Raw genomic sequence first — 22,834 nt, forward strand, 5'->3', positions numbered from 1 at the left:
GTGTGCTTGGTGCTTTCCTGCAGGGGGAACCAACAGTACAGCGGTCGGAACGGGCCCGGTGGACGAACCCAGTTGTCCGCCGTTCCGGTAAGAAAAGAGAAGGAACAGAATGGCACAGGGAACTGTGAAGTGGTTCAACGCGGAGAAGGGGTTCGGCTTCATCGCGCCCGAGGACGGCTCCGCTGACGTCTTCGTCCACTACTCCGAAATTCAGGGGTCGGGCTTCCGCACCCTCGAAGAGAACCAGAAGGTCGAGTTCGAGGTCGGCCAGGGCACCAAGGGCCCGCAGGCCACCGGAGTTCGCGCGCTCAGCTGAGCGACGCAATCCAACACACTCGTCCCTCACCGCCGGTCAGCCGGAGGTGGGGGACGAGCTATATCCGGGGCAAAGACACACCCGGCGACTGAGGTCAGGAGCCTGTGAACACGCCGTGGCACAGCCTGGGCCTGAACACAAGGCATACTGAGTCGCAGTGACGCGCGTACGCTCTGTGGTTCAAGTCGCAAGCACTCGGCCACACGTAGCGTCAAGGTATAAACGTGTCTGGTGGCGACGCCCAGCCGTCGTCCCCGCTTGCCCCAGCCGCGCACAGCGCCGAAAAGCGCCCGCGCGGGTCGACAGGAAAGGTGTATTCGCCGGTGGCAACACGAGACCGCGGTGCAGCCGACCAGGGCCGTCCCCTGCGTCGTCTCGTGATCGTCGAGTCCCCAACCAAGGCCCGCAAGATAGCGCCCTATCTAGGCCGTAACTACACGGTCGAGGCCTCGGTCGGACATATCCGGGACCTGCCGCGTGGTGCGGCGGACGTTCCCGCCAAATACAAGGGCGAGTCCTGGGCCCGGCTCGGCGTCGACGTGGACCACGACTTCGAGGCCATCTATGTGGTGAGCCCCGATAAGAAGGCCAAGGTCGCCGAGCTCAAGAACCTGCTGAAGGACGCCGACGAGCTCTACCTCGCGACCGACCCCGACCGCGAGGGCGAGGCCATCGCCTGGCACCTGCTGGAAACGCTCAAGCCCAAGGTCCCGGTCCGGCGCATGGTGTTCCACGAGATCACCGAGCCCGCCATCCAGGCGGCCGCCGCCGACACCCGCGACCTGGACAACGACCTGGTCGACGCGCAGGAGACCCGCCGCATCCTGGACCGGCTGTACGGCTACGAGGTCAGCCCGGTGCTGTGGAAAAAGGTGATGCCGCGACTGTCGGCAGGCCGGGTGCAGTCCGTCGCCACCAGGGTGATCGTCCAGCGCGAGCGCGAGCGGATGGCTTTCCGTTCCGCCGAATACTGGGACATCGCCGCGAAACTCGACGCGGGCCCGGGTGAAGACGGCGACACCAGCAATCCGCGGACCTTCGGGGCGCGGCTGGTCAGTGTCGCCGGTGCGCGCGTCGCGAGCGGCCGTGACTTCGGCTCGGACGGTCAGCTCAAGACCGCCTCCGGTGTCGTCGTGCTGGACGAGGGTTACGCGCGCCGCCTGGCGCAGGCCCTCGACGGCGCCGACCTGGTCGTCTCCTCCGCCGAGGCCAAGCCGTACAGCCGCAAGCCGTATCCACCGTTCATGACCTCGACGCTGCAGCAGGAGGCCGGGCGCAAGCTGCGCTTCAACTCCGAGCGCACGATGCGGGTCGCGCAGCGACTGTACGAAAACGGCTACATCACCTACATGCGTACCGACTCGACCACGCTGTCGGAGTCGGCGATCGCCGCGGCCAGGTCGCAGGCGACTCAGCTGTACGGCGCCGAGTACGTGCATCCCACGCCGCGGCAATACACCCGCAAGGTGAAGAACGCGCAGGAAGCACACGAGGCGATCCGCCCGGCCGGCGACACTTTCGCCACCCCCGGCCAGTTGCACGCGCGGCTGGACAACGACGAGTTCCGCCTCTACGAGATGATCTGGCAGCGCACGGTCGCCTCGCAGATGGCCGACGCCAGGGGCACCACGCTGACGCTGCGCATCACCGGCGTCGCGACCACCGGCGAGGAATGTGTGTTCTCGGCCTCCGGTCGCACCATCACCTTCGCCGGCTTCCTCAAGGCCTACGTGGAGAGCGTGGACGAGGAGGCGGGCGGTCAATCCGACGACGCCGAGTCCAGGCTGCCCGCGCTGGACGAGGGCCAAGGCGTCACCGCGGTCGAGCTGAATCCCGATGGGCACAGCACGAATCCGCCCGCCAGATACACCGAAGCCTCGCTCATCAAGACGCTCGAAGAGCTGGGCATCGGCCGCCCGTCGACCTACGCGTCGATCATCAAGACGATTCTCGACCGCGGCTATGTGTACAAGCGCGGTAGCGCGCTGGTGCCGTCGTGGGTGGCGTTCGCCGTAATCGGGCTGCTGGAAGAGCATTTCGGCAGGCTGGTCGATTTCGACTTCACCGCGGGCATGGAGGACGACCTCGATGCGATCGCCGGCGGGCGCGAACAGCGCGGAAGTTGGTTGTCCAGCTTCTATTTCGGCGGCGAGACCGGCGTCGAGGGCTCGGTCGCGCGCTCCGGCGGGCTGAAGAAGATGGTCGGCGAGCGGCTCGACGACATCGACGCGCGAGAGATCAACTCCATCAAGCTGTTCGCCGACGACGAGGGCCGCGACGTCGTGGTCCGGGTCGGCCGGTACGGGCCGTACCTGGAGCGGATGGTCACCAATCCCGATGACCCCGAAGGTGATTCGATCTCGCAGCGGGCCAATCTGCCCGACGATCTGCCGCCGGACGAGCTGACCCGCGAGGTCGCCGAGAAGTTGTTCTCGACCCCGCAGGAGGGGCGCTCGCTGGGCACGGATCCGGCTACCGGACACGAAATCGTCGCCAAGGAAGGACGTTTCGGCCCGTACGTCACCGAGGTGCTGCCCGAACCCGCCGCGGCGGAGACGACGGCACCCGCCAAGAAAACGGCGAAGAAGGCGACCGCGCCCAAGCCGCGCACCGGTTCGCTGTTCAAGTCGATGGACCTGGCGACGGTCACCCTCGACGACGCGCTCAAGCTGCTGTCGTTGCCGAGGGTGGTCGGCAAGGACCCGGCCTCCGGCGAGGAGATCACCGCGCAGAACGGTCGCTACGGCCCATATCTGAAGAAGGGCACCGACTCTCGTTCGCTCACCAGCGAGGATCAGATCTTCGACGTGACGCTCGAGGAGGCGCTGAAGATCTACGCCGAGCCGAAGCGGCGCGGCAGGCAGGCCTCCGCCGCGGCACCGCTGCGTGAACTGGGCAACGACTCGGCCTCCGGTCAGCCGATGGTGATCAAGGACGGTCGTTTCGGCCCGTACGTCACCGACGGTGAGACCAACGCGACGCTGCGCAAGGGCGACGAGATCGAGTCGATCACCCCGGAGCGGGCGATGGAGTTGCTCGCGGACCGCCGGGCCCGTGGGCCGGTGAAGAAGAAGGCTGCGGCCAAGAAGGCGCCTGCGAAGAAGTCCGCTGCCAAGAAGACCGCCGCCAAGAAGGCAACGGCAGCCAAATCGACGACCACCAAGACGGTCGCCAAGAAGACCGCTGCCAAGAAGGCGGCGGCGAAGAAGACCGGCGTCGGTAATTCCTGAGCTCGCGGGTCGTGCCGGGCCGTAACCTACGGTCCGAAGTGCACGACCCGCGAAAGGATTGCCCATGGCCGACCAGGAACGCGAAGAGCTGATCAGCATCCTCGCCAACCAGCGAGAACTGTTCCGCATCACGGTGCGCGGCATCGACGATGAACAGGCACGCAGGCGCACCACCGCCAGCGAACTGACCCTCGGCGGGCTGCTGCACCACCTGATCAGCTGCGAACGCCACTGGGTCACCGTGCTCACCGAGCGTGACGAGAACGCCCAGCTCGACGTCTCGCGAATGCAGGGCGAGTACCTGATGGCCGAGGGCGAGACCGTCGAAGATCTGCTCGCCGAATGGGACGAGGTCGCGGCGGCCACAGCGGAGCTGATCCGTACGGTGGACAGCCTGGACACCTCGGTCCCGACCCCGACCGCCCCGTGGTCGCCGGAGCGCGAGTGGTGGACGGTGCGCTACACGCTGCTGCACATCCTGCGCGAGATCTCGCACCACTCCGGGCACGCCGACATCATCCGCGAGGAACTCGACGGCGCGAACACCACCTACGCACGGATCTCCTGAGCTCTGTGCTCAGCCGGCGCTATGTGCCGAGCACCCTGAGGAATTCACGCATCCACGCGGGGTGATCGGGCCAGGCGCGGCCGGTGACGATGTTCTCGTCCACATAAGCCGCGCTGTCCACGAACTTGGCCCCGGCTGCCTCGATATCCGGGGCCAAGGCCGGGTAGGCGCTGCACGAGCGGCCGACCAAAACCCCTGCGGCAGCGAGGATCAGCGGTCCGTGGCAGAGCGCGGCGATGGGCTTGCCCGCCTCCGCGAAGTGCCGCGCGAGGCGCTGGCAGTCGGGGTTGTTGCGCAGATACTCCGGTGCCCGGCCACCCGGCACGACCAACGCGTCGTAACCGGCCGGGTCGACGTCGGCGAACGCGACGTCGGCAGGCCAACTGTGCCCGAGCTTTTCGGTGTAGGTGTCGAAGCCGTCTACGAAGTCGTGCACCACGAACTGGAGTTTCTTGACGGCGGGGGCCGCGATGTCCACCTCGTGGCCCTCTTCGAGCAGGCGCTGATACGGATACATGACCTCGAGGTCTTCGGCCGCATCGCCGGTGATCAACAGAATTTTCACGGTCATTACACCTCCCTCTCGAGGATCCGCCCGGCCCGCGAACGGGTCAATACCGGTCCGCGCGTCGCACCGAGCCGACCCCGCGATCGGTGTCGGTACGGGCGGCTAGGGTGTACGGCGTGGCAGGTGTCTTCGATCGGTTGGTCGGCCAGGATGCGGTCGAGTCCGCGCTGACGGCCGCCTCGGTCGCGGCTCGCGCCGAGGTGGTGCAGGGCGCGATGACGCACTCGTGGTTGTTCACCGGGCCGCCCGGATCGGGCAGATCCGTTGCGGCACTGTGCTTCGCGGCGGCGCTGCAATGCACCGACCCCGGCTCGCCGGGCTGCGGCCGCTGCCATGCCTGCACCACCACCATGGCGGGCACGCACGGTGACGTGCGCCGGGTGATCCCGGAGGGGCTGAGCATCAGCACCAAGGAGATGCGCGAGATCGTGCAGATCGCCTCGCGCAGGCCGAGCACCGGGCGCTGGCAGGTGGTCGTCATCGAGGATGCCGACCGACTGACCGAGGCCGCGGGCAACGTGCTGCTGAAGGTGGTCGAGGAGCCGCCGGACCGGACGGTGTTCCTGCTGTGCGCGCCGTCGGTCGATCCCGAAGACATCTCGGTGACCCTGCGCTCCCGTTGCAGGCACGTGCACCTGGTCACGCCGTCGGTGCCCGCCATCGCACAGGTGCTGCGCGACCGCGACAAACTCGACGAGAAAACCGCGAACTGGGCCGCCTCGATCAGCGGCGGACACGTCGGCCGGGCCCGGCGCCTGGCCACCGACGAAGAGGCGCGGGCCCGTCGCCAGCGGGCGCTGGCCCTGGTCGGCGCCGCCTCGAAGCCCGGCGCCGCCTATGCCGCGGCCGACGAGCTGGTCAAGGCGGCCGACGACGAAGCCAAGCAGATGAGCGCCACCCGCGACGACCGCGAACGCGAAGAACTCGCCACCGCGATGGGCGCGGGCGGAACCGGTAAAGGTGCCGCGGGCGCCACTCGCGGTTCCGCAGGCGTACTGAAAGACCTGGAGCGACGGCAGAAGTCGCGCGCCACCCGCACCGGCCGCGACTCCCTCGACCGCGCCCTCATCGACGTGGCCGGCGTCTACCGCGACGCCCTCGCCGTCCGCTTCGGCGCCGCCCGCAACGGCTCCGGCGTCGCCCTCACCCACCCCGACATGTCCGACCAGATCCACGACCTGGCCCAACGCGTCCGCCCCGAGGGTCTGTTGAAATCCATCGACGCCGTCCTGGCCTGCCGCGAAGCCCTCGACCTCAATGTCAAACCCCGCTTCGCCCTGGCCGCCCTGGCCGCCGCCCTGATGGCCGCCCAAACCACCTGACGCCGACCGATCGGCCCGGTGACCACCCGTTTTCGCGTTCCACCCCCCGAGACGATAGACTCGCCACGCCGAAAGGCACGCCGCCTTAGCTCAGTCGGTAGAGCGCTTCACTCGTAATGAAAAGGTCGCGAGTTCGATTCTCGCAGGCGGCTCCACGAATTCCCTGGTCGACCGAACGGTCGGTCGGCCGGGTCAGCGGGGGCAGTGGACTGTGTAGTTCCAGTCGGTGCCGCCTGGGCCGGTGACGCGGACCGATACGGTGGTCGCGGTGCCTGCGGGGATGTTGATTACTGCGGAGCCGGTGCCTTCGTTGATGTTGTCGCCGATGTAACCGGTGTTGTGGACTCGGCTGCCCTGGTAGAAGACCTCGATCTGGTCGGGGATGGCGAAGGTTTCGTAGGACAGGACGAAGGAGGCGGGGCCGGGTCGGCCGAGGTGATGCGTGGTCTCGGTGACGCCCGCGCCGCCGGACTTGGTCGACTGATTGCACTGCTGGGTGGGCGGTGCGGCCGGTCCGCTGCCGCTCCCACTTCCGCTGCTGCCACTACCGCTTCCGCTGCTTCCTGAGGGAGGTGCTGCGGAAACGCCTGCGGCAACTGCGAGGGTCGCCGCGCCTGCCAGTACCGCTGCTGTCGCACTGCGCACACCAAAATGCCGAATTCTGTTAGTGCTCAACGTATTTCCTTCACAAATGGTTGGGGAACGTCCGTTGAACACGATGCCACCGGGAGCGGTTGCCGAATATCCGCTGTTCAGTGGACAGCATCCCGGCGGCACAGCGGATCCGGGCACGGCAGTGCACTATCGATACGCCGTATGTGCACGAAAAGTGTTGGGCCACAACCCGTCAGTCGAAGGGTGGGCGCGCATCTGTGACGGTGTACTTCAGCACGGAGTTGTTCTTGATGGCGATGCCGGGGTCCGGCGCGTCGGCGACGGATCGCCAGGCTTCCATGTTCGCGGCGGTATCCCAGAGCTCGAAGACGTTCACCCGCGCCGGGTCGACGGGGTCGGCGGTGATGGCGCAGTCGAGGCAACCGGGAGCTGTTCGGCAGCGGCGCAGCAAGTCGTGGAAGGCGCTGACGTAGGCGTCGCGCTGGCCGGGGTCGACTTCCGCGTAACCGGCGATGATCAACACAGGCGGAACCTCTTCTGCCGAAGGACGATTGCGTTCTCAGCAGTAAGGACGAGGCGCGCCCGGTGAACTCACCGGTGCGGTCGGATGTTGCTCCCGGGCCGGGCGCCGTTGACCGGCCCGGGAGAACAGTTGAGGGGTCAGCCCGCGGCGGCTGTCCGCAGCGTCGCCTGCTCGGCGACGTGCGCGAGTTCGGCGTTGAAGCGCTCGGCGGCCTCGATATTGCCGAGGTGGCCGGTCGGCCAGCAGTGGTACGCGGCGAGGTGGCCGGTGCGCGACAGGGTGTCGGCGATCCGGCGGGCCATCCGCTCCGGCAGCAGCCGGTCGTGGCGGCCTGCGATGACCGTGGTTGGCACGGTCAAGTGCGCCGCGCCGTCGGTGACGTCGAGGTCGGCCAGGGCGGCGGCGTGGCGGCCGCGGGTCAGTGGGCGGCAGGAGCGGACGATGCCGAGGGCGAAGTTCACCTCGTCGACGGTCGCTCGCTTGTTCATCACCCGGTCCTTCAGGACCGCGCCGACCAGCCAGCCGCCGGGCAGCGGAACCGGGGTGGTCAGCACTGTTTCGGAGACGAAGTTCGGCAGCCGGACGGGGGCGCCGAGCAGGGTGATCGGCTTGTTCTGCACCGTGAGCTGCTTGTTCAGCAGCGGCAGCAGGTCGGTGTCGTAGCGGATATTGCCCGACGTGGTGTTGAGCAGGATGGCCGCGGCGGCCCGGCGCCGGACCTGCTCGGGATAGCGCGCCGCCCACGCCTGCAGGGTGATCCCACCCATGCTGTGGCCGGCGAGCACGGCGCGCTGACCGGGTCGCAGGGTCGCGTCGAGCACGGCGGACAGGTCGTCGGCGAGGGTTTCCCGGCTGGGCAGTAGGCGGCCGAGCTGGCTCTCGCCGTGGCCGCGCTGGTCGTAGCAGACCACGCGGTACCGGTCGGCGAAGGCGTTGATCTGCGGGTTCCAGTACTCGATGCTGCAGCTCCAGCCGTGGATCAGCACGATGACCTCGCCGTCGGCGGGGCCGTAGGCGTGCACCCGCAGGCGGGCGCCGTCCACGGTGGTGACCGGGATGACCTCGAGGGGAGCGGTAGGAGCGTTCAACGACGCGGTCCGGAAGGTGCGTGATCGCAGTCCGGCACGATAAGCGGCGGTCAGGGCGCCATTACGCGCGTCCGCCAAAGTCTTCATCGACTTCACCAGCATCGGGCACTCCTTTGTGTCTGCCGCCACAGTACAGTGCAAGCTGGGTGCTTGCTAGTGCAAGCGCACCGCAACGGATCTTCTGGCTCGAAGGGAGGAATACCCGTAATTCGGTGCAGTGACACTGTCTCTGTTCACAAAAAAATCATGGTGGAGCTAGCTCTGCTGACTTCATCGCCCGTCCAGGCTGGTTGCGTTAGCGCGCGAAAGTGGCGATCCAGTAACGGTTTTGCGTGATCACGTCGGACCGCGATGCCCCGGTTCGGTACTGCGGACACACAGATCAGGCGGCAGGCGCGCACCTGGTCGTCCGGGTAGGCGTCATAGGTGGACGATCCACGAAATGTCGTACCCCGGTGCGATGATCGTCGGTGTGGCTTCCGATGAGATCGGCTTCGCAGCACCCATCCCGGTTCTCCGCATGTTCGACGTCGCCAAAGCGTACGAGTTCTATTGCGACTATTTGGGTTTCACCGTCGACTGGGAACACCGATTCGGCGACGACTTCCCGCTGTACGCGCAGGTCTCGCGCGGCTCGGCGCAACTGCACCTCAGCGAGCACCACGGTGACGGGACACCGGGCACCGTCGTGTGGATCGCGGTGGACGACATCCAGGCGTGGCACACCGAGCTGGCAGGCAAGGAGTACCGCTACGCAAAACCGGGCTGCCCCGAGGACGGGCCCGGTGGACCCGGATTCGAGCTGGCCGACCCGTTCGGCAACACCCTGCGCTTCGCTCAGCCCGAATAGCGCCCCGTCCATCCGGTGGCGGCGACGGGCGCGCCACAGTTACCGTTGGTGCTGTGGAGAGCACGCACGTGGCACCGGAATCGGCGGCGCAGCAGGATCCGGCCAGATCCGGTTGGCGCGGCGTGGGGGTTCCGCTGCTGGTGGCGGGCGTCGGCATCGGGATCGGCGTGCTGCTGCACGTCCGAGACCCGCACGTCGAGGGTTCCTACGGTGTGTGCCCGGTCTACGCGCTGACCGGCTGGTGGTGTCCGGGCTGCGGCGGCATGCGGGCCATTCACAACCTCACCGACGGCCAGGTGCTGGATTCGTTGCACAGCAACCTGCTTGCGATTCCGCTGGTGCTCGCCTTCTTGCTGTGGACAACCGATTGGGGTCTGCGCGCCTGGCGTGGTCAACGCATGCGCTTACCCTCGATCGGCTCCGTGACGATGTGGACCTTCTTCGCATTCCTCGCGGTGTACACCGTGCTGCGCAATACACCATGGGGCACCTGGTTCGCCCCGGTCTAGACCCGTCCGGCGCGCCCGGGGCGATTCCCGCGCCGCGAACCGGGCAAGCTGGCACCATGAGTGATTCGTTGAAAGACCGCATCAGGGCGAAGCTACTGCGTCAACTCGCCGAAGACGGCGGCCCCGACGCCGAACACGACGACCCCCGCCAGGTCTCGGTCGAGGCCGACCTCGAGGCCCTCAACAGCGTCCCCGACGACGACCCGCTGGTGGAGGAACTCGCCTCCCGATACCTGGTGTTCTGACCTACGCAGCCGAGGGCGGCAGTTGCGGCAGCGACTTCCCGGCCAACCAGCTGTCCCACAGCGGCCGCAGCGGAACCCGGCTGTAATGCCCGGCCAGATCGGTGAACTCCTCGGTACTCACCGACCCGTGGCGGTAGCGAATCGTCCACTCCCGCACCAGATCGAAGAAGGCCTGATCGCCCAGTTCCAGCCGCAACGCGTGCAGGGTGAGCGCGCCGCGCTTGTAGACGCGATCGTCGAACATGTGCTGCGGTCCGGGATCACCGACCGCGATGTCCTGCGGCTGCCTGGACAGATTGTGCCTGGCCGCGCGGGCGAGCTGGTCCGCCGTCGGGCCGCCTGCCGCCTCGGACCAGATCCACTCGGCGTAGCAGGCGAAGCCCTCGTGTAGCCAGATGTCGCGCCACTGCCGGATGGTGAGGCTGTTGCCGAACCACTGGTGCGCCAGCTCGTGCGCGACCAGCCGTTCGGCGCCGCGCCTGCCGTCGCAGTGGTTGGCGCCGAAGATGGAGATGCCCTGGGCCTCGATCGGAATCTCCAGGTCGTCGTCGGTGACGACCACCGTGTAGACCTCGAACGGGTAGGGCCCGAACCGTTCGGTGAAGAGCTCCATCATCTGTGGCTGCCGCGCGAAGTCGTGCTCGAAGTTGGCGCGCAGCCGGGGCGGAGCCACCGCGTGCATGGGCACCGAGCTGGGCGGGGAAACGATGCGGTGCTTCTGGTACGGCCCGATCTGGATGGTCGCCAGGTAGGTGGCCATCGGTTCGGCCTGCTCGTACACCCAGGTGGTCTGACTCGCCTTGACCTGCTTACGCAGCAGCGTGCCGTTGGCCAGCGCGTAGTACGGACTGTCGGTGGTGATCGAAATCCGGTAGCTGGCTTTGGAACTCGGATGATCGTCGCAGGGGAACCAGGACGCGGCGCCGTTCGGCTGGCTGGCCACCAGCGCGCCCTCGGTGAGCTCCTCCCAGCCGACCGCACCCCACGGTCCGCGCACCGGCCGCGGCACGCCGCTGTACTGGACGACCAGCGAGAGCGCACCGCCCGCCGGAATACGCTGCTGCGGCGTGATCACCAATTTGCCGCGCTGGTGGGCGTATCTGGCGGCCTTCGCGCCGTTGACGAACACCTTGGACACGGTCAGCGCCTGGGACAGATCCAGCGAGAACCGCGGCTGCACAACGGTGGTCACCGCGGTGATCTCGGCGCGGCCCGCCAGCCGGTTGCTGGCCACCTTGTAGACGAGGTCCAGCTCGTACCGCGATACCCGGTAGCCCCGATTTCCGTTCTGCGGCAGGTATTCGTCGATCGGCGCCTCGTAGAACTTGCCCGGCATCAGCGGGCCGCCCCCGGGTCGCCTCCGAACCAAGGCGCGATCGGGTTGCCCCACCAGCGAGTGGACGGGGGAACGGTGTCGCCGCGCATGACCAGCGAGGCGGGGCCGATCGTCGCGCCCTCGCCGATGGTCGAGGCGGGCAGTGCGACGCAGTGCGGGCCGAGGGTGGCGCCCGCGCCGAGGGTGACCGTGTCCATGGACATGATGCGGTCGTGGAACAGGTGGGTCTGCACGACGCAGCCGCGTTCCACGGTCGCGCCGTCACCGAGTGTCACCAGGTCCGCCTCCGGTAGCCAATAGGACTCGCACCATACCCCGCGGCCGATCCGGGCACCGAGCCCACGAAGCCACAGGTTCAGCACCGGGGTACCCGTCGCGGCGCGCGCGAACCACGGCGCCGCAACGGTTTCCACGAAGGTGTCGGACACCTCGTTGCGCCACACGAACGAACTCCACAGCGGATGCTCCTCGGCACGAATCCGCCCGATCAGCAGCCACTTCGCGGCCACCGAGCTGGCCCCGGCCACCGCGCCCGCGGCCAGTAGCACCAGCCCGCTGAGCAGGGCGGTCGGCAGATGACCGAGGGTGCGGGCGAGCCAGGCGAGGGTGAACAGCACGCCGAGTCCGATCGCGAAGGTCACCAGTACCGGGAACAGGCGGCAGGTTTCGACGATGGCGCGGGCGATCCGCAGCTTCGGCGGCGGATCGAAGGTGCGTGCGGTGTCGGAGCTCTCCGGGGCGCGGCGCAGCCGCACCGGCGGACTGCCCAGCCAGGAGGAGCCCGCCTTCGACTTGGACGGCGCGGCCGAAAGGACCGCGACCAGACCGTTTTTCGGTACTCGCCGCCCCGGCGCGGTCATGCCGGAGTTGCCGAGGAACGCGCGCTTGCCGACCTTCGCCTCGCCGATGCGCAGCCAGCCGCCGCCGAGCTCGTAGCTGGCGATCATGGTGTCATCGGCCAGGAACGCGCCGTCGGCGACCGTGGTGAATTTGGGCAGCAGCAGCACCGTCGACGCCTCGACGCCCTTGCCGATGTTCGCGCCGAGCAGCCGCAGCCAGATCGGCGTGAGCAGGCTCGCGTACAGCGGGAACAGGAAGGTGCGCGCCGAATCGAGCAGGCGCTCGGTGGACCACACCTGCCAGCCGGTGCGGCTGCGCACCGGGTGATAGCCCTCGCGCAGCCGGAAGCTGAGCAGCCGCACCGCGATGATGGTGATCGCCGCGTACACCGCCAGGCTGAGCAGCGTCGCGACCGGCAGGATCGCGAAGGCGCGACCCAAACCGCCCGCGAGGGTGCGGGTGTCGCGGATGAACCAGGCGATGAACAGGCCACCGGCGCCGAGGCCGAGGATGGGCACCGCGGCCAGCGCCATCGAGGTGACGCCGAAGATTGCCACCCAGTGCGCCGCGCGATCGGGCGTGTGCGCGGGCCAGCGATGATGTGCCTTACCGATTTTCGCGGCGGGCGAGCCCGCCCACTCCTGCTCGGCCTTGACCTTGCCGGAAACGGCGGAGCCAGGCGCGACTTCGGCGTTCTTACCGATCCTGGTGCCGGGCAACAAAATCGATCGCGAGCCGACCACCGCGCCCGCGCCGACGGTCACCGGGCCGATGTGGACGACGTCGCCGTCGATCCAATAGCCGGACAGGTCGACCTCGGGTTCCACGCTGCACCCGTCGCCGAGTTCGAGCATGCCGGTCACCGGCGGCAGCGTGTGCAGGTCGACGCCCTTGCCGATCTTGGCGCCGAGCGCCCGCGCGAACGGCACCATCCACGGTGCGCCGGAAAGGTTTTCGGCGCCGCTGGCCTCGGACAGGCGTACCGCGGCCCACAGCCGCAGGTGCACTGAGCCGCCGCGCGGATGCCGTCCGGGTTCGACCCCGCGCAGCAGCAGGCGGGCGCCGACCACGCAGATCCCCATCCGGCCGGGCGGGGAGATGAAGAGCAGGAACGCCACCAGCGTCCACCACCAGGACAGCTGCGGCAGCCACGGCAGCGAGCCGGACCAGGCCGCGATATTGCCGACGATGGCCAGCCAGGTGAGCCACTGCAGGCCGGTGAGCGTGGTGAGCGGGATGGTGGCCAGCACCTGGGTCCACTGCGCGCGCCGCGGTGTCGGGCGCACCACGCGTTCCTCGACGGCGACGGCCGGGGTGCTCTGCTCAAGCAGTTCCACCAGCGCGCCGAGGCGCGGATGGTCGTACAGGTCGGCGACGGTGATCTGGGGATAACGGGCACGCAGCGCGGTCACCAGCTGGGCCGCGGCCAGCGAGCCGCCGCCGAGGTCGAAGAAGTCGGCGTCGAGGTCGAGCACCTCGCCGCCGAGGATCGAATCCCACAGTCCGGCAACCCACTGCGCGGTACCGGTGAGATCGTTGTCCGACTCGTCGTCGGCGCTGTTGGGCAGCGGCCAGGGCAGCGCGTTGCGGTCGACCTTGCCCGAGGTGCGGGTCGGCAGTTCGTCGACGACCGCGAGCCGCGGCACCAGGGGAGCCGGAAGGTGTTCGGCCAGTTGAGTTCTGGCCGCTTTGAGATCGAAATCAGGACCAGGGCCGGTGAGGTAACCGACCAGGATCTTGTTGCCCGCCTTGGTTGTCCGGATCGCGGCGGCGGCACCGGTGACACCGGGCAGGTGTTGCAGCGCGTTGTCGATCTCGCCGAGCTCGATACGGCGGCCACCGAGCTTGATCTGATCGTCGGCGCGGCCGAGGAAGACCAGGCCCGCGCTGTCGTTGCGGACCAGGTCGCCGCTGCGGTAGGCGCGATCCCAGCCGACCGAGGGCAGCGGCGCGTACTTCTCGGCGTCCTTCGCGGGATCGAGGTAGCGGGCCAGGCCGACGCCGCCGATCACCAGTTCGCCGGACTCGCCCTCGCCCACCGGGTTTCCGGCCGCGTCGATCACCACGAGATCCCAGCCGTCGAGCGGCAGCCCGATCCGGATGGGCCACTCGCCGTCGAGCAGCGCGGCGCAGGCGACCACCGTGGCCTCGGTGGGGCCGTAGGTATTCCAGACCTCGCGCTCCGTATCGCCATTGCCGGCAAGGCGTTCGGCGAGTTCGGGCGGTACGGCCTCACCGCCGAAGATCAACAACCGCACCGCGTCCAGCGCCTCGGCGGGCCAGGTCGCGGCCAGCGTCGGCACGGTGGAGACGATGCTGATCTCCCGGCGCACCAACCACGGTCCGAGATCGGCGCCGGTGCGGACCAGGTCGCGCGGGGCGGGGACGAGGCAGGCGCCGTTGCGCCAGGCCAGCCACATCTCCTCACAGGAGGCGTCGAAGGCGACCGAGAGTCCGGCGAGCACGCGGTCGCCGGGGCCGATCGGGGCGTCCGGCAGGAAGAGCCTGGCCTCGGCGTCCACGAACGCGGCGGCGTTACGGTGGGTCACCGCAACACCTTTCGGTGTTCCGGTGGAGCCGGAGGTGAAGATGATCCAGGCGTCGTCGGCGGGGGTGGGCAGGGTGCTCGTGGCGGCGTCGGCCGGATTGTCCGCTGCCGCACGGATTCCCGCCGGTGTCGTCTCGATACCCGCCGCGGTGACGATCGCGGTGACCTGTGCCTCGCCGAAGACCAGCTGGGCGCGCTCGTCCGGGTCGTCGGCGTCGACCGGCACGTAGGCGGCGCCCGCGTACAGGACGGCGAGGATGGTGAGGTAGAGCTCGCGCGAGCCCGACGGCATCCGCACGCCGACCCGGTCGCCCGGGCGCACGCCCGCGGTGGCGAGGCGGGCCATCGTCTTCTCGATCTCCACCACGAGTTCGAGATAGGTGAGCACCGTGTCGCCGTCATCGATGGCGGGTGCGTCGGGATGGGTCAGTGCGGTAGCGGTCAGGATGTCGACGAGGGTGCGGGCCGGTGGCGTGTGCGCGGTCCGTAGTAGCGGGTGTACCGTCGCGTCAACCTGTGGCTGGAGCATGACGCCCTGCCCACCTCCCATTCGACCTGCCTCGCACTTCCCTGGTGTTGTTGTGTCATAGCTGGGTTACCAATGGGCAAACACCATGGTGACCAGTTGTCCACGGTACTCGGGGTTGTCGACGTTTGTTGTTCACCGCCGCGGTTGCCGCGCTGGCGGTAGTGGGCGAGGTTGTTGCAGGTCGTGGCGATTTCCGTCGGACGCGCCGAAGCAACGCCTGGTGGGCGGGTTACCCGGTGGGTTCGCCGGGCGGTCGCTGGGCCGCCCCGCACGCGCCGCTGTGATTCCCCTCATCCCGCTGGTGATCTTGCAGCTCAGCGCGTTTCGCGCCGCAGCGGTCAGGCCGCGGAGGCGGCGGTACCCACGCCGAGGGCGGTGAGAATGGCGGCGCTGGCCTGTTCGAGCCGCTCCCGGATCTTCGGGCGGCGCAGCAGCGCGACCGCGCGGGAGGCGACCAAGGCCAAGAGCACCATCTCTACCGCGGCGATCACCGATTCGATGGCACCGAGGGCGAGGGTGTTGACGAAGGTGACCTCGGTGAGGAACTGAGGCAGCACCGCGAGATAGAACAGGCCGACCTTCGGGTTGAACATGCACGAGACGACCCCCGCGGTGAACGCTGAGCGAACCGATGTCCGGGTGCCCGCCGCATTGTCCGCCAGAACCCCGACGCCGTCGGCTGCCCGCGCGGCCCTGCGCTGCCGCCGCTGATCGATCAACGCGCGAATCCCCAAGTACACCAAGTAGATTCCGCCGATCACCTTGAGCGCTCGATACGCGGTCGCCGACTGCTCCAGCAGCGCCGCGACGCCGGCCGCGACCACGACCGCCCACAAGATCCCGCCGAGTGCCGACCCGATCGCCGCGGCGATCCCGGGTCGCGCGTCCACCAGCGAAAACCGCAGCACCAGGAACGAGTCCGGGCCCGGCGTGATCGACAGCAGCACGCACAGACCGATAAAGCTCAGCAGCAGGGAAAGCGACACCCAATGATGTGACCCCAATGCCGCCGGATTGGCAACGCATTTCCGCCGCCGCGCCCACCCGGCCGTTGGTCTTGACAGCTCGGGTTCTCATCTGCCAATCTCTGGTCAGGTCATGAGTACCAGCGTTCAGCCCCGGCTTGCTGGTCGGCAACCCTCCTCCGCGGTGGGGTGCTCCGGGTGACGACCAGGCCGACGCCCGACCGGGCGCGGCAAGCGCGGACTCGACGAATCTCCTGATTGCGGGTCCCGGAGCCGATGGGATTTTCGTGATGACTGCTGTGGTAACCCAGAACTGTGCCCCCCTTGCCCGGGTTTCCGGCGACGATCTCCAGGTGCCGCTCGTCCAAGGCGGGACGACCACCTACGCCAACTTCGACTACGCCGCGAGCGCGCCCGCATTGGCGCAGGTCACCGACCGGGTGCAGCAGCTGCTGCCGTTCTACGCGAGCGTGCACCGCGGCGCGGGCTACGCGTCGCGGATCTCCACCGAGTGCTACGAGGCGGCCCGCGGTTCGGTCACCCGGTTCCTCGACGCGGCCGACGACCAGGTGGTGGTCTTCACCCGCAACACCACCGACTCGCTGAACCTGCTCGCGTCCTGCGTGCCCGGCGACACTGTGGTGCTCGATATCGAGCACCACGCGAACTTCCTGCCCTGGACCAAGCACGGCCGCCGCGTCGTGCAGGCCGGGGCCACCGTCGAGGAGACCATCGGCAGGCTGGTCGCCGAGCTGTGCAGCAAGCCCGCCGCGCTGCTCGCGGTGACCGGCGCGTCCAATGTCACCGGCGAGGTGCTGCCGCTGGAGCGGCTGGCCACCGTCGCCCACCAGTGCGGCGCCCGCATCCTCGTCGATGCCGCCCAGCTCGCGCCGCACCGGCGAATCAGTTTGCGTGACACCGGCATCGACTACCTCGCCTGCTCCGGCCACAAGCTGTACGCGCCGTTCGGCGCGGGCGTGCTCGTCGGCCGCCGCGACTGGCTCGACAACGCCGAGCCGTACCTCGCCGGTGGTGGCGCGGTCCGCGAGGTCACCACCGCGGGCACCGAATGGGCGCACGCGCCGCAGCGCCACGAGGGCGGTTCGCCCAACGTGCTCGGGGCCGCCGCCCTCGCCGCCGCCTGTGACGCGCTCTGTGAGATCGATGCGGAAACCCTCGCCGCCCACGAACACCACCTCGCCGACCGGCTGCGCGACGGTCTCGCCGCGATCCCCGGCGTCAACCTGCTGCGCATCTGGACCGACGCCCCCGACACCGTCGGCATCGTCGCCTTCACCCTGGACGGTTTCGTCCCGGGCCACGTCGCCGCTTATCTGTCCGCCGAACACGGCATCGGCGTCCGCGACGGCCGCTTCTGCGCGCACCCGCTGCTCGCCCGCCTCGACCTCGACGGCGCCCTCCGCGCCAGCATCGGCCTCGGCACCACGGCGGCCCACGTCGACCGCCTCATCGAAGCCGTAGCCACGCTCGTCCAACAAGGCCCGAGCTGGAACTACGCCACCACCAACAACCTCTGGAACCCCACTCCGGAGACCCGCCCGTTCACGTCCCAGGCCCCGACCGGCGCCGCTCCCTGCCTTACCGGGTAGTCGTGCAAAGTGGCCGCCCGGCACTACGCCGGATGGCCATGGTCGAAAACTTAGCTCAGTCGCCGAGTTTGGTGGGCCGGTGGTAGCGGCCGTTGTAGTAGAGCAGGGGAGCGGCGGCGGGGGTTTCGTTGGTGTTGTCGTGCACCCGGGTCACCAGACCCACGACGAGGGTGTGGTCACCCAGCGGGATGAGCTGGTGGATGGTCGCGCGCAGCCAGATGGGGGTGCCGTGCAGGACCGGTTCGCCGGTGTCGAGGGTGGTCCAGAGGGAGCGGTCGCTGAAGCGGTCCTCGGCGGTGCGGGCGAAACGCTGGGCCAGGTGGTGCTGGTGTTCGCCGAGGAAATGGATGACGACCGAGTCGGCGTCGAGCAGCGCGGCGAGGCTCGACGAGGTGTGCGCGATATTGAAGGAAACCAGCGGCGGTGCCAGCGACAGCGAGGCGAAGGAGGTCGCGGTGAAACCGATCGGGCCCTTCGGCGAGTTCAGTGTGACGACGGTGACACCCGCCGGATAGTGGCGCATGGATGCGCGGAATTGCTCGGCAGTAATCCCGCTCAGATCATCAGGGATCTGGAAATCCGTGGCGGGCCGTTCAGCTTCGGTCACCCCTCGAACCTACGCTGTCCGCCTCTCCGCGTATTCAGGCCAGAGCTAGGTGCCGACGCAAGTGACGTTGGCAACCGGCGGGATCGAGGTGTGGGAGTTAGCCCGTGCCCGGTGAGTTGCCCATGTACTTGCGAGATCAGTGGGATCGGGGGTGAAAGGCTGGTTGACTCCGGGGCTTCGTTAATCGACGTCTATCGGTAGGCCTGCGGTTATCCGGACCAGTTCGTGGAAAGAGGTGCGGAACACCGTGTTCGGGTGGCCGCCCGCGGCCCAGACCTCGCGGTGGTTCGAGAGGGCGGTGTCTACCCAGGTGGGCAGGTTGGTGGGGTGGCCTACCGGGGCTACGCCGCCGATCGGCTGGCCGGTTACCTGGCGGATCATGTCGGCGGGGGCGTGAGTCAGGGTGCCCTCCAGGCGTTTTCCGGTGGACTCGAGGTCTACCTCGTGCGCGCCGGAAACCAGGAGCAGCACCGGATCCTCGTCCAGCAGGAAGACCAGCGAGCTGGTGATGGCGCCCACGTCGACGCCGAGCGTGCGCGCGGCATCCGCAACGGTGGGGGTGGGGGCCGGCTGGGTCACGATGACACCGTGATGGCCTCGGGCGATGAGGGTGTCCGCGACTCGGCAGGCGATCGGTGGCAATGTCGACCTGCGCATGCCACCAGAGTAGAGCGATTGCGGGTGGTGCGCCGGGCTACTCGGCGAATGCGTCAGTATTCCGGATAGCCCTCGCTCGGCCCGAGCATCCGGGTGATGCGCGCCTGGGTGATCTGCGCGAGCTCGGCCATACTGCCGCCCGAGACCTGTTCGTGCACAACTGCTTCGAGTGCCCGATCCAGATCGTCCTGGGACAGCGCGAGTAACTCCACATCGGCCATGGCCAGCAGCGCGTCCCTGTTCGGATAGGGCCGCGCATCGGCGAGGGTGGCGGCCCAGGTGACGTTGCAGCAGCAGTCGAACAGCGCGTGTATCGCACGGGCACGCGAGATTTGGTTGAACCGCTCGAGGCCGATTCCCTGATGCATCAGCATGATGGCCTCCGAATCCAGTAATGAGGTTTGCTGACACGATTCATGATCCGCCCGACGGCGAACGGGGAATCAGTGCGCCGCACCAATTTTGCGCAGGTTTTACACAACCGCCGGCTGCGCGGGCCGCGAAACGGCGCTTGCCGAACGCGCGCTGTGGACAGCGCGGCGTGCGGACAGGCAAGGCACTGGTCCACGCCATTTCCGGGATGCGAAGTACTCGGTCGCACTCTCCTCGATACGCTGTACAAATGACTGACTGGCAGGCTTTCACCGTTGAAACGAAGGACCACGTCGCGCAGGTGACGTTGACGGGTCCCGGCAAGGGCAATGCGATGGGCCCGGATTTCTGGCGGGAGCTGCCGGAGATCTTCCAGGCGCTCGACGCCGACCCGGAGGTGCGCGCGATCGTGCTCACCGGTTCGGGCAAGCACTTCTCCTACGGCCTCGACCTGCCCGCGATGAGCGGCATGTTCGGCCCGCTGATGGCCGATCGGGCGCTGGCCGCCCCGCGCACCGAGTTCCTGGTGGAGCTGCGCAAGATGCAGGGTGCGGTGACCGCGGTGGCGGACTGCCGCAAGCCGGTGATCGCGGCCATCTCCGGCTGGTGCATCGGCGGCGGACTGGACCTGATCGCCGCGGTGGACATCCGCTACGCGAGCGCGGACGCGAAGTTCAGTCTGCGCGAGGCGAAGGTCGCCATCGTCGCCGACATCGGTTCGCTGCAACGGCTGCCGGGCATCATCGGCGAGGGCCAGCTGCGCGAGCTCGCCTACACCGGCAAGGACATCGACGCGGCGCGGGCGGAGAAGATCGGCCTGGTCAACGAGGTATTCGCGGATCAGGACGCGGCACTGGACGCCGCACACGCCACGGCACGCGAGATCGCGGTGAACCCGCCACTGGTGGTGCAGGGTGTGAAGGACGTGCTGGATCAGCGGCGCAAGGACGAGGTGGCCGCCGGGCTGCGCTATGTGTCCGCGTGGAACTCCGCGTTCCTGCCGTCGCAGGACCTCACCGAGGCGATCAAGGCGGTGTTCGAGAAGCGGGCACCGGAGTTCAAGGGCGAGTAAAGCGCCGTATATCGCTTGCCCCAGTAGGAGGGTCGTCCGCATACTTGCATTGCGCAACTAATTGATTGATGCAAGCAAGGATGAGGTGTGGACGACCGGACGATCGACACGATCGCGATGCAACTCACCCGATTGCAGCGAATTCGCGACCGCACCGCGGCCCAGCTGAGCACGTGGACCAAGGATGGACTGGACCCGGCCGCCTTCGGCGCGCTGATCCGGTTGTGCTGTGACGGACCGATGCGATCGGGCGCGCTCGCCGGCGCGCTGCACTCGGACGCCTCGACGGTCAGCCGTCAGGTCGCCCAGCTCGTCGGCAAGAAATTGGTCGAGCGGCAGGCCGACCCGGCGGACGGCAGAGCCACGGTGCTCGTCGTCACCGAGCGCGGCCGGGCCGTCGCCGAAGAGATCCGCAGGCGTCGCAACGAGAACCTGACCAGGGTGATGGCCGAATGGACGCCACAGGCCAGGGCCGACTTCGCCGGACTGCTCGAACAGTTCGTGGACGACTTCGAGCGCACCAGGCCCGACATGATCGCCGCGATGCGCCGCAACTGGGACGAGACCTTTACCGGGACGGAGAACGACACACGTGACAACAGCTGAGAAGGTGGAATCGCCGCCCGAGTTCACCCATCGCCAGATCCTGGTGATCCTGAGCGGCTTGATGCTCGGGATGCTGCTGGCCGCACTGGACCAGACGATCGTGTCCACCGCGATCCGCACCATCGCCGACGACCTCAACGGCTACTCGATGCAGGCGTGGGCGACCACCGCCTATCTGATCACCGCGACGCTGGCGACGCCGCTGTACGGCAAGTTGTCCGACATGTTCGGCCGCAAGCAGTTCTTCATGCTCGCGATCGCGATCTTCATCGTCGGCTCGCTGCTGTGCACGATGTCGCAGTCGATGTACCAGCTGGCGGCCTTCCGCGCCGTGCAGGGCGTCGGCGCCGGCGGGCTGATGTCGCTGGCGTTGACGATTCTGGGCGATATCGTCGGACCGCGCGAACGCGCCAAATACCAGGGGTACTTCCTGGCCGTATTCGGTACCTCCAGCGTGATCGGCCCGGTGCTCGGCGGCGTGCTCGCCGGACAGGACACGATCCTCGGGGTCAGCGGCTGGCGCTGGGTGTTCCTGGTGAACGTGCCGATCGGCTTGATCGCGCTCGCCGTGGTGTACCGGGTGCTGAAGCTGCCGAAGCGGCCGCACTCCACCGATCGGGTGGACTGGTGGGGCGTGCTCGCGCTGGCGATCGGTCTCGTCCCGCTGCTCATCGTCGCCGAGCAGGGCCGCGAATGGGGTTGGGGCAGTGGGCGTGCCATCGCCTGCTACGTGATCGGGGTGGCCGGCATCATCGGGTTCGTCTTCGTGGAGAAGGCGCTGCGCGACGCCGCGCTGATCCCGCTGCGCATCTTCAAGAACCGGACTTTCGCACTGGGCGTAGTGATCTCGTTCGTGGTCGGCGCGGGCATGTTCGGCGGTATCTCGCTGCTGCCGCAGTACCTGCAGGTGGTACGCGGTGCGAGCCCGACGCTGGCGGGCCTGCAGATGCTGCCGATGGTGCTCGGCTTGATGACCGGTTCGGTGGTGTCGGGTCAACTGATCTCGCGGACCGGCCGCTACCGCACCTTCACCATCATCGGCGCGACCATGCTGACGCTCGGCCTGTTCCTGCTGCACTTCCTGACCGCCGACAGCCCGCTGTGGCTGGCGATGATCTTCATGGCGTGCACCGGATTCGGCCTCGGCAACCTGATGCAGCCGCTCACCCTGGCGCTGCAGAACGCGTTGCCGCCCAAGGACATGGGCGTGTCCACCGCGGCCGCGACCTTCTTCCGGCAGATCGGTGGCACGCTCGGTGTCGCAGTGTTCCTGTCCATCCTGTTCGCGCAGCTGACGCCGAACATCTCCGACGAGATGCGCAGTGCCGCTGCGGATCCGCAGTTCCAGCAGGCGGTGGTGGAGGGTGCGCGCAGCAGCAACCCCGTCGACGCCGCATTGGCGAAAGGCTTGCTGGCGCAAGATACTTCGGCCGCGGGCGAGGTGTTGAAGGACAGCTCGATCATTCAGCAGCTGAGCCCGGAGCTGGCCCGGCCGTTCAAGGTCGGCTTCGCGGACTCCATGTCGATGGTGTTCCTGTCGGCGACCGGCGTCGCGTTGCTCGCGCTGATCCTCGTGCTGTTCTGGCGGGAGGTGCCGCTGCGGATGGTCGGCGGGTTGCAGGCGGCGCGTGCCGAGGCCGAGGAGGCCGAGGATTCGGTACTCGCGACCGAGTCGCGCGTGGTCGATCAGGCGGGGCTGGTGCTCGGCGGTGGCGGCGCGGTGCACCCGCGCGACGGCAGCGACCCGGGCGATCGTGGCGCGGGCAGACCCGAGGGCGGGTCCGGATCGGCGTGAGCGAAGCCGTGCCCGGGGCGATGCGCGCCTCGGGCACGGCGGGCACCGGCCGGGCGCGGTCGC

The 22,834-nt window shown here is 68.3% G+C and carries 21 protein-coding genes, 1 tRNA gene and 1 riboswitch; of the genes, 12 read left to right on the plus strand and 10 right to left on the minus strand.

The window, feature by feature from the left end; all coding sequences use genetic code 11:
- Positions 1-109: 109 nt before the first annotated feature.
- The 3 genes from DMB37_RS22880 (at position 110) to DMB37_RS22890 (ending at position 4,114) form a co-directional block, all read left to right on the plus strand.
- On the plus strand, positions 110-316 hold the full coding sequence (locus DMB37_RS22880) for a cold-shock protein (protein ID WP_011206895.1): 207 nt from the start codon (positions 110-112) through the stop codon (positions 314-316).
- A gap of 323 nt (positions 317-639) precedes the next feature.
- Positions 640-3,546 (plus strand): type I DNA topoisomerase, encoded by a 2,907-nt coding sequence (gene topA / locus DMB37_RS22885; protein WP_135234454.1) that lies wholly within the window; start codon positions 640-642, stop codon positions 3,544-3,546.
- A gap of 64 nt (positions 3,547-3,610) precedes the next feature.
- Positions 3,611-4,114 carry a DinB family protein gene (locus DMB37_RS22890; RefSeq protein ID WP_135234455.1) on the plus strand — a complete coding sequence of 168 codons (504 nt, stop codon included), beginning with the start codon at positions 3,611-3,613 and terminating at the stop codon, positions 4,112-4,114.
- A 19-nt stretch (positions 4,115-4,133) separates the two neighbouring features.
- Here DMB37_RS22890 and DMB37_RS22895 read toward each other — a convergent pair whose 3' ends face one another.
- On the minus strand, positions 4,134-4,685 hold the full coding sequence (locus DMB37_RS22895; protein WP_135234456.1) for a DJ-1/PfpI family protein: 552 nt from the start codon (positions 4,683-4,685) through the stop codon (positions 4,134-4,136).
- A gap of 113 nt (positions 4,686-4,798) precedes the next feature.
- On the opposite strand from DMB37_RS22895, the gene DMB37_RS22900 reads away from it, so the two are divergent.
- Positions 4,799-6,004 (plus strand): DNA polymerase III subunit delta', encoded by a 1,206-nt coding sequence (locus tag DMB37_RS22900; protein ID WP_135234457.1) that lies wholly within the window; start codon positions 4,799-4,801, stop codon positions 6,002-6,004.
- A 79-nt stretch (positions 6,005-6,083) separates the two neighbouring features.
- Positions 6,084-6,159 (plus strand) — tRNA-Thr (locus DMB37_RS22905).
- 37 nt (positions 6,160-6,196) lie between these two features.
- On the opposite strand, the gene DMB37_RS22910 is transcribed toward DMB37_RS22905, so the two are convergent.
- From DMB37_RS22910 to DMB37_RS22920, 3 genes are all read right to left on the minus strand, one after another.
- Positions 6,197-6,679 carry a hypothetical protein gene (locus DMB37_RS22910; RefSeq protein ID WP_240771622.1) on the minus strand — a complete coding sequence of 161 codons (483 nt, stop codon included), beginning with the start codon at positions 6,677-6,679 and terminating at the stop codon, positions 6,197-6,199.
- Between the two features lie 172 nt (positions 6,680-6,851).
- The gene (locus tag DMB37_RS22915) at positions 6,852-7,142 is read right to left on the minus strand and encodes a putative quinol monooxygenase (RefSeq protein WP_135234458.1); all 291 of its coding nucleotides are present in this window, start codon (positions 7,140-7,142) and stop codon (positions 6,852-6,854) included.
- A gap of 137 nt (positions 7,143-7,279) precedes the next feature.
- Entirely contained in the window at positions 7,280-8,332 is a 1,053-nt protein-coding gene (locus DMB37_RS22920) for an alpha/beta fold hydrolase (protein WP_135234459.1), read from the minus strand.
- Positions 8,333-8,672: 340 nt separating this feature from the next.
- Between DMB37_RS22920 and DMB37_RS22925 the strand changes: the two genes are divergently transcribed.
- The 3 genes from DMB37_RS22925 to DMB37_RS22935 are packed head-to-tail and all read left to right on the plus strand — an operon-like array spanning position 8,673 to position 9,834.
- Positions 8,673-9,080, plus strand: coding sequence for a glyoxalase superfamily protein (locus DMB37_RS22925; RefSeq protein ID WP_240771623.1), 408 nt, complete (start codon positions 8,673-8,675; stop codon positions 9,078-9,080).
- Positions 9,081-9,133: 53 nt separating this feature from the next.
- On the plus strand, positions 9,134-9,589 hold the full coding sequence (locus DMB37_RS22930; RefSeq protein WP_135234460.1) for a DUF2752 domain-containing protein: 456 nt from the start codon (positions 9,134-9,136) through the stop codon (positions 9,587-9,589).
- A 56-nt stretch (positions 9,590-9,645) separates the two neighbouring features.
- Positions 9,646-9,834: a hypothetical protein gene (locus DMB37_RS22935; RefSeq protein WP_135234461.1), complete on the plus strand. Its 189-nt coding sequence runs from the start codon at positions 9,646-9,648 to the stop codon at positions 9,832-9,834.
- A gap of 1 nt (position 9,835) precedes the next feature.
- Here the strand turns inward: DMB37_RS22935 and DMB37_RS22940 are convergent, their stop codons facing one another.
- From DMB37_RS22940 to DMB37_RS22950, 3 genes are all read right to left on the minus strand, one after another.
- Entirely contained in the window at positions 9,836-11,170 is a 1,335-nt protein-coding gene (locus tag DMB37_RS22940) for a M1 family metallopeptidase (RefSeq protein WP_135234462.1), read from the minus strand.
- Positions 11,170-15,087, minus strand: a complete 3,918-nt coding sequence (locus tag DMB37_RS22945) for a Pls/PosA family non-ribosomal peptide synthetase (RefSeq protein WP_135234463.1) — start codon at positions 15,085-15,087, stop codon at positions 11,170-11,172. The genes DMB37_RS22940 and DMB37_RS22945 overlap by 1 nt, the downstream gene beginning before the upstream one ends.
- 338 nt (positions 15,088-15,425) lie before the next feature.
- Positions 15,426-16,073, minus strand: coding sequence for a LysE family translocator (locus tag DMB37_RS22950; RefSeq protein WP_135234464.1), 648 nt, complete (start codon positions 16,071-16,073; stop codon positions 15,426-15,428).
- 108 nt (positions 16,074-16,181) lie between these two features.
- Positions 16,182-16,295, plus strand: a riboswitch (SAM riboswitch).
- A gap of 47 nt (positions 16,296-16,342) precedes the next feature.
- On the opposite strand from DMB37_RS22950, the gene DMB37_RS22955 reads away from it, so the two are divergent.
- Entirely contained in the window at positions 16,343-17,662 is a 1,320-nt protein-coding gene (locus DMB37_RS22955; RefSeq protein ID WP_135234465.1) for an aminotransferase class V-fold PLP-dependent enzyme, read from the plus strand.
- A 55-nt stretch (positions 17,663-17,717) separates the two neighbouring features.
- Here the strand turns inward: DMB37_RS22955 and DMB37_RS22960 are convergent, their stop codons facing one another.
- The 3 genes from DMB37_RS22960 to DMB37_RS22970 all read right to left on the minus strand — a co-directional run bounded on the left by DMB37_RS22960 (position 17,718) and on the right by DMB37_RS22970 (position 19,300).
- Positions 17,718-18,269 (minus strand): flavin reductase family protein, encoded by a 552-nt coding sequence (locus DMB37_RS22960; protein WP_135234466.1) that lies wholly within the window; start codon positions 18,267-18,269, stop codon positions 17,718-17,720.
- 180 nt (positions 18,270-18,449) lie between these two features.
- Positions 18,450-18,926 carry a YbaK/EbsC family protein gene (locus tag DMB37_RS22965; RefSeq protein ID WP_107653807.1) on the minus strand — a complete coding sequence of 159 codons (477 nt, stop codon included), beginning with the start codon at positions 18,924-18,926 and terminating at the stop codon, positions 18,450-18,452.
- 53 nt (positions 18,927-18,979) lie between these two features.
- Complete coding sequence (locus tag DMB37_RS22970) at positions 18,980-19,300, minus strand: 2-oxo-4-hydroxy-4-carboxy-5-ureidoimidazoline decarboxylase (protein WP_135234467.1); 321 nt, start codon at positions 19,298-19,300, stop codon at positions 18,980-18,982.
- A 248-nt stretch (positions 19,301-19,548) separates the two neighbouring features.
- Here DMB37_RS22970 and DMB37_RS22975 point away from each other — a divergent pair, with 248 nt between their 5' ends.
- The 3 genes from DMB37_RS22975 to DMB37_RS22985 all read left to right on the plus strand — a co-directional run bounded on the left by DMB37_RS22975 (position 19,549) and on the right by DMB37_RS22985 (position 22,771).
- Positions 19,549-20,370: a crotonase/enoyl-CoA hydratase family protein gene (locus DMB37_RS22975; protein WP_135234468.1), complete on the plus strand. Its 822-nt coding sequence runs from the start codon at positions 19,549-19,551 to the stop codon at positions 20,368-20,370.
- An 87-nt stretch (positions 20,371-20,457) separates the two neighbouring features.
- A complete protein-coding gene (locus tag DMB37_RS22980) occupies positions 20,458-20,976 on the plus strand; it encodes a MarR family winged helix-turn-helix transcriptional regulator (protein ID WP_240771624.1) in 519 nt (172 codons plus the stop codon).
- The gene (locus tag DMB37_RS22985) at positions 20,963-22,771 is read left to right on the plus strand and encodes an MDR family MFS transporter (protein WP_240771625.1); all 1,809 of its coding nucleotides are present in this window, start codon (positions 20,963-20,965) and stop codon (positions 22,769-22,771) included. The genes DMB37_RS22980 and DMB37_RS22985 overlap by 14 nt, the downstream gene beginning before the upstream one ends.
- Positions 22,772-22,834 lie beyond the last annotated feature (63 nt).

The sequence above is a fragment of the Nocardia sp. CS682 genome, from assembly GCF_004634405.1.
GTDB classification, from domain to species: Bacteria; Actinomycetota; Actinomycetes; order Mycobacteriales; family Mycobacteriaceae; genus Nocardia; species Nocardia ninae.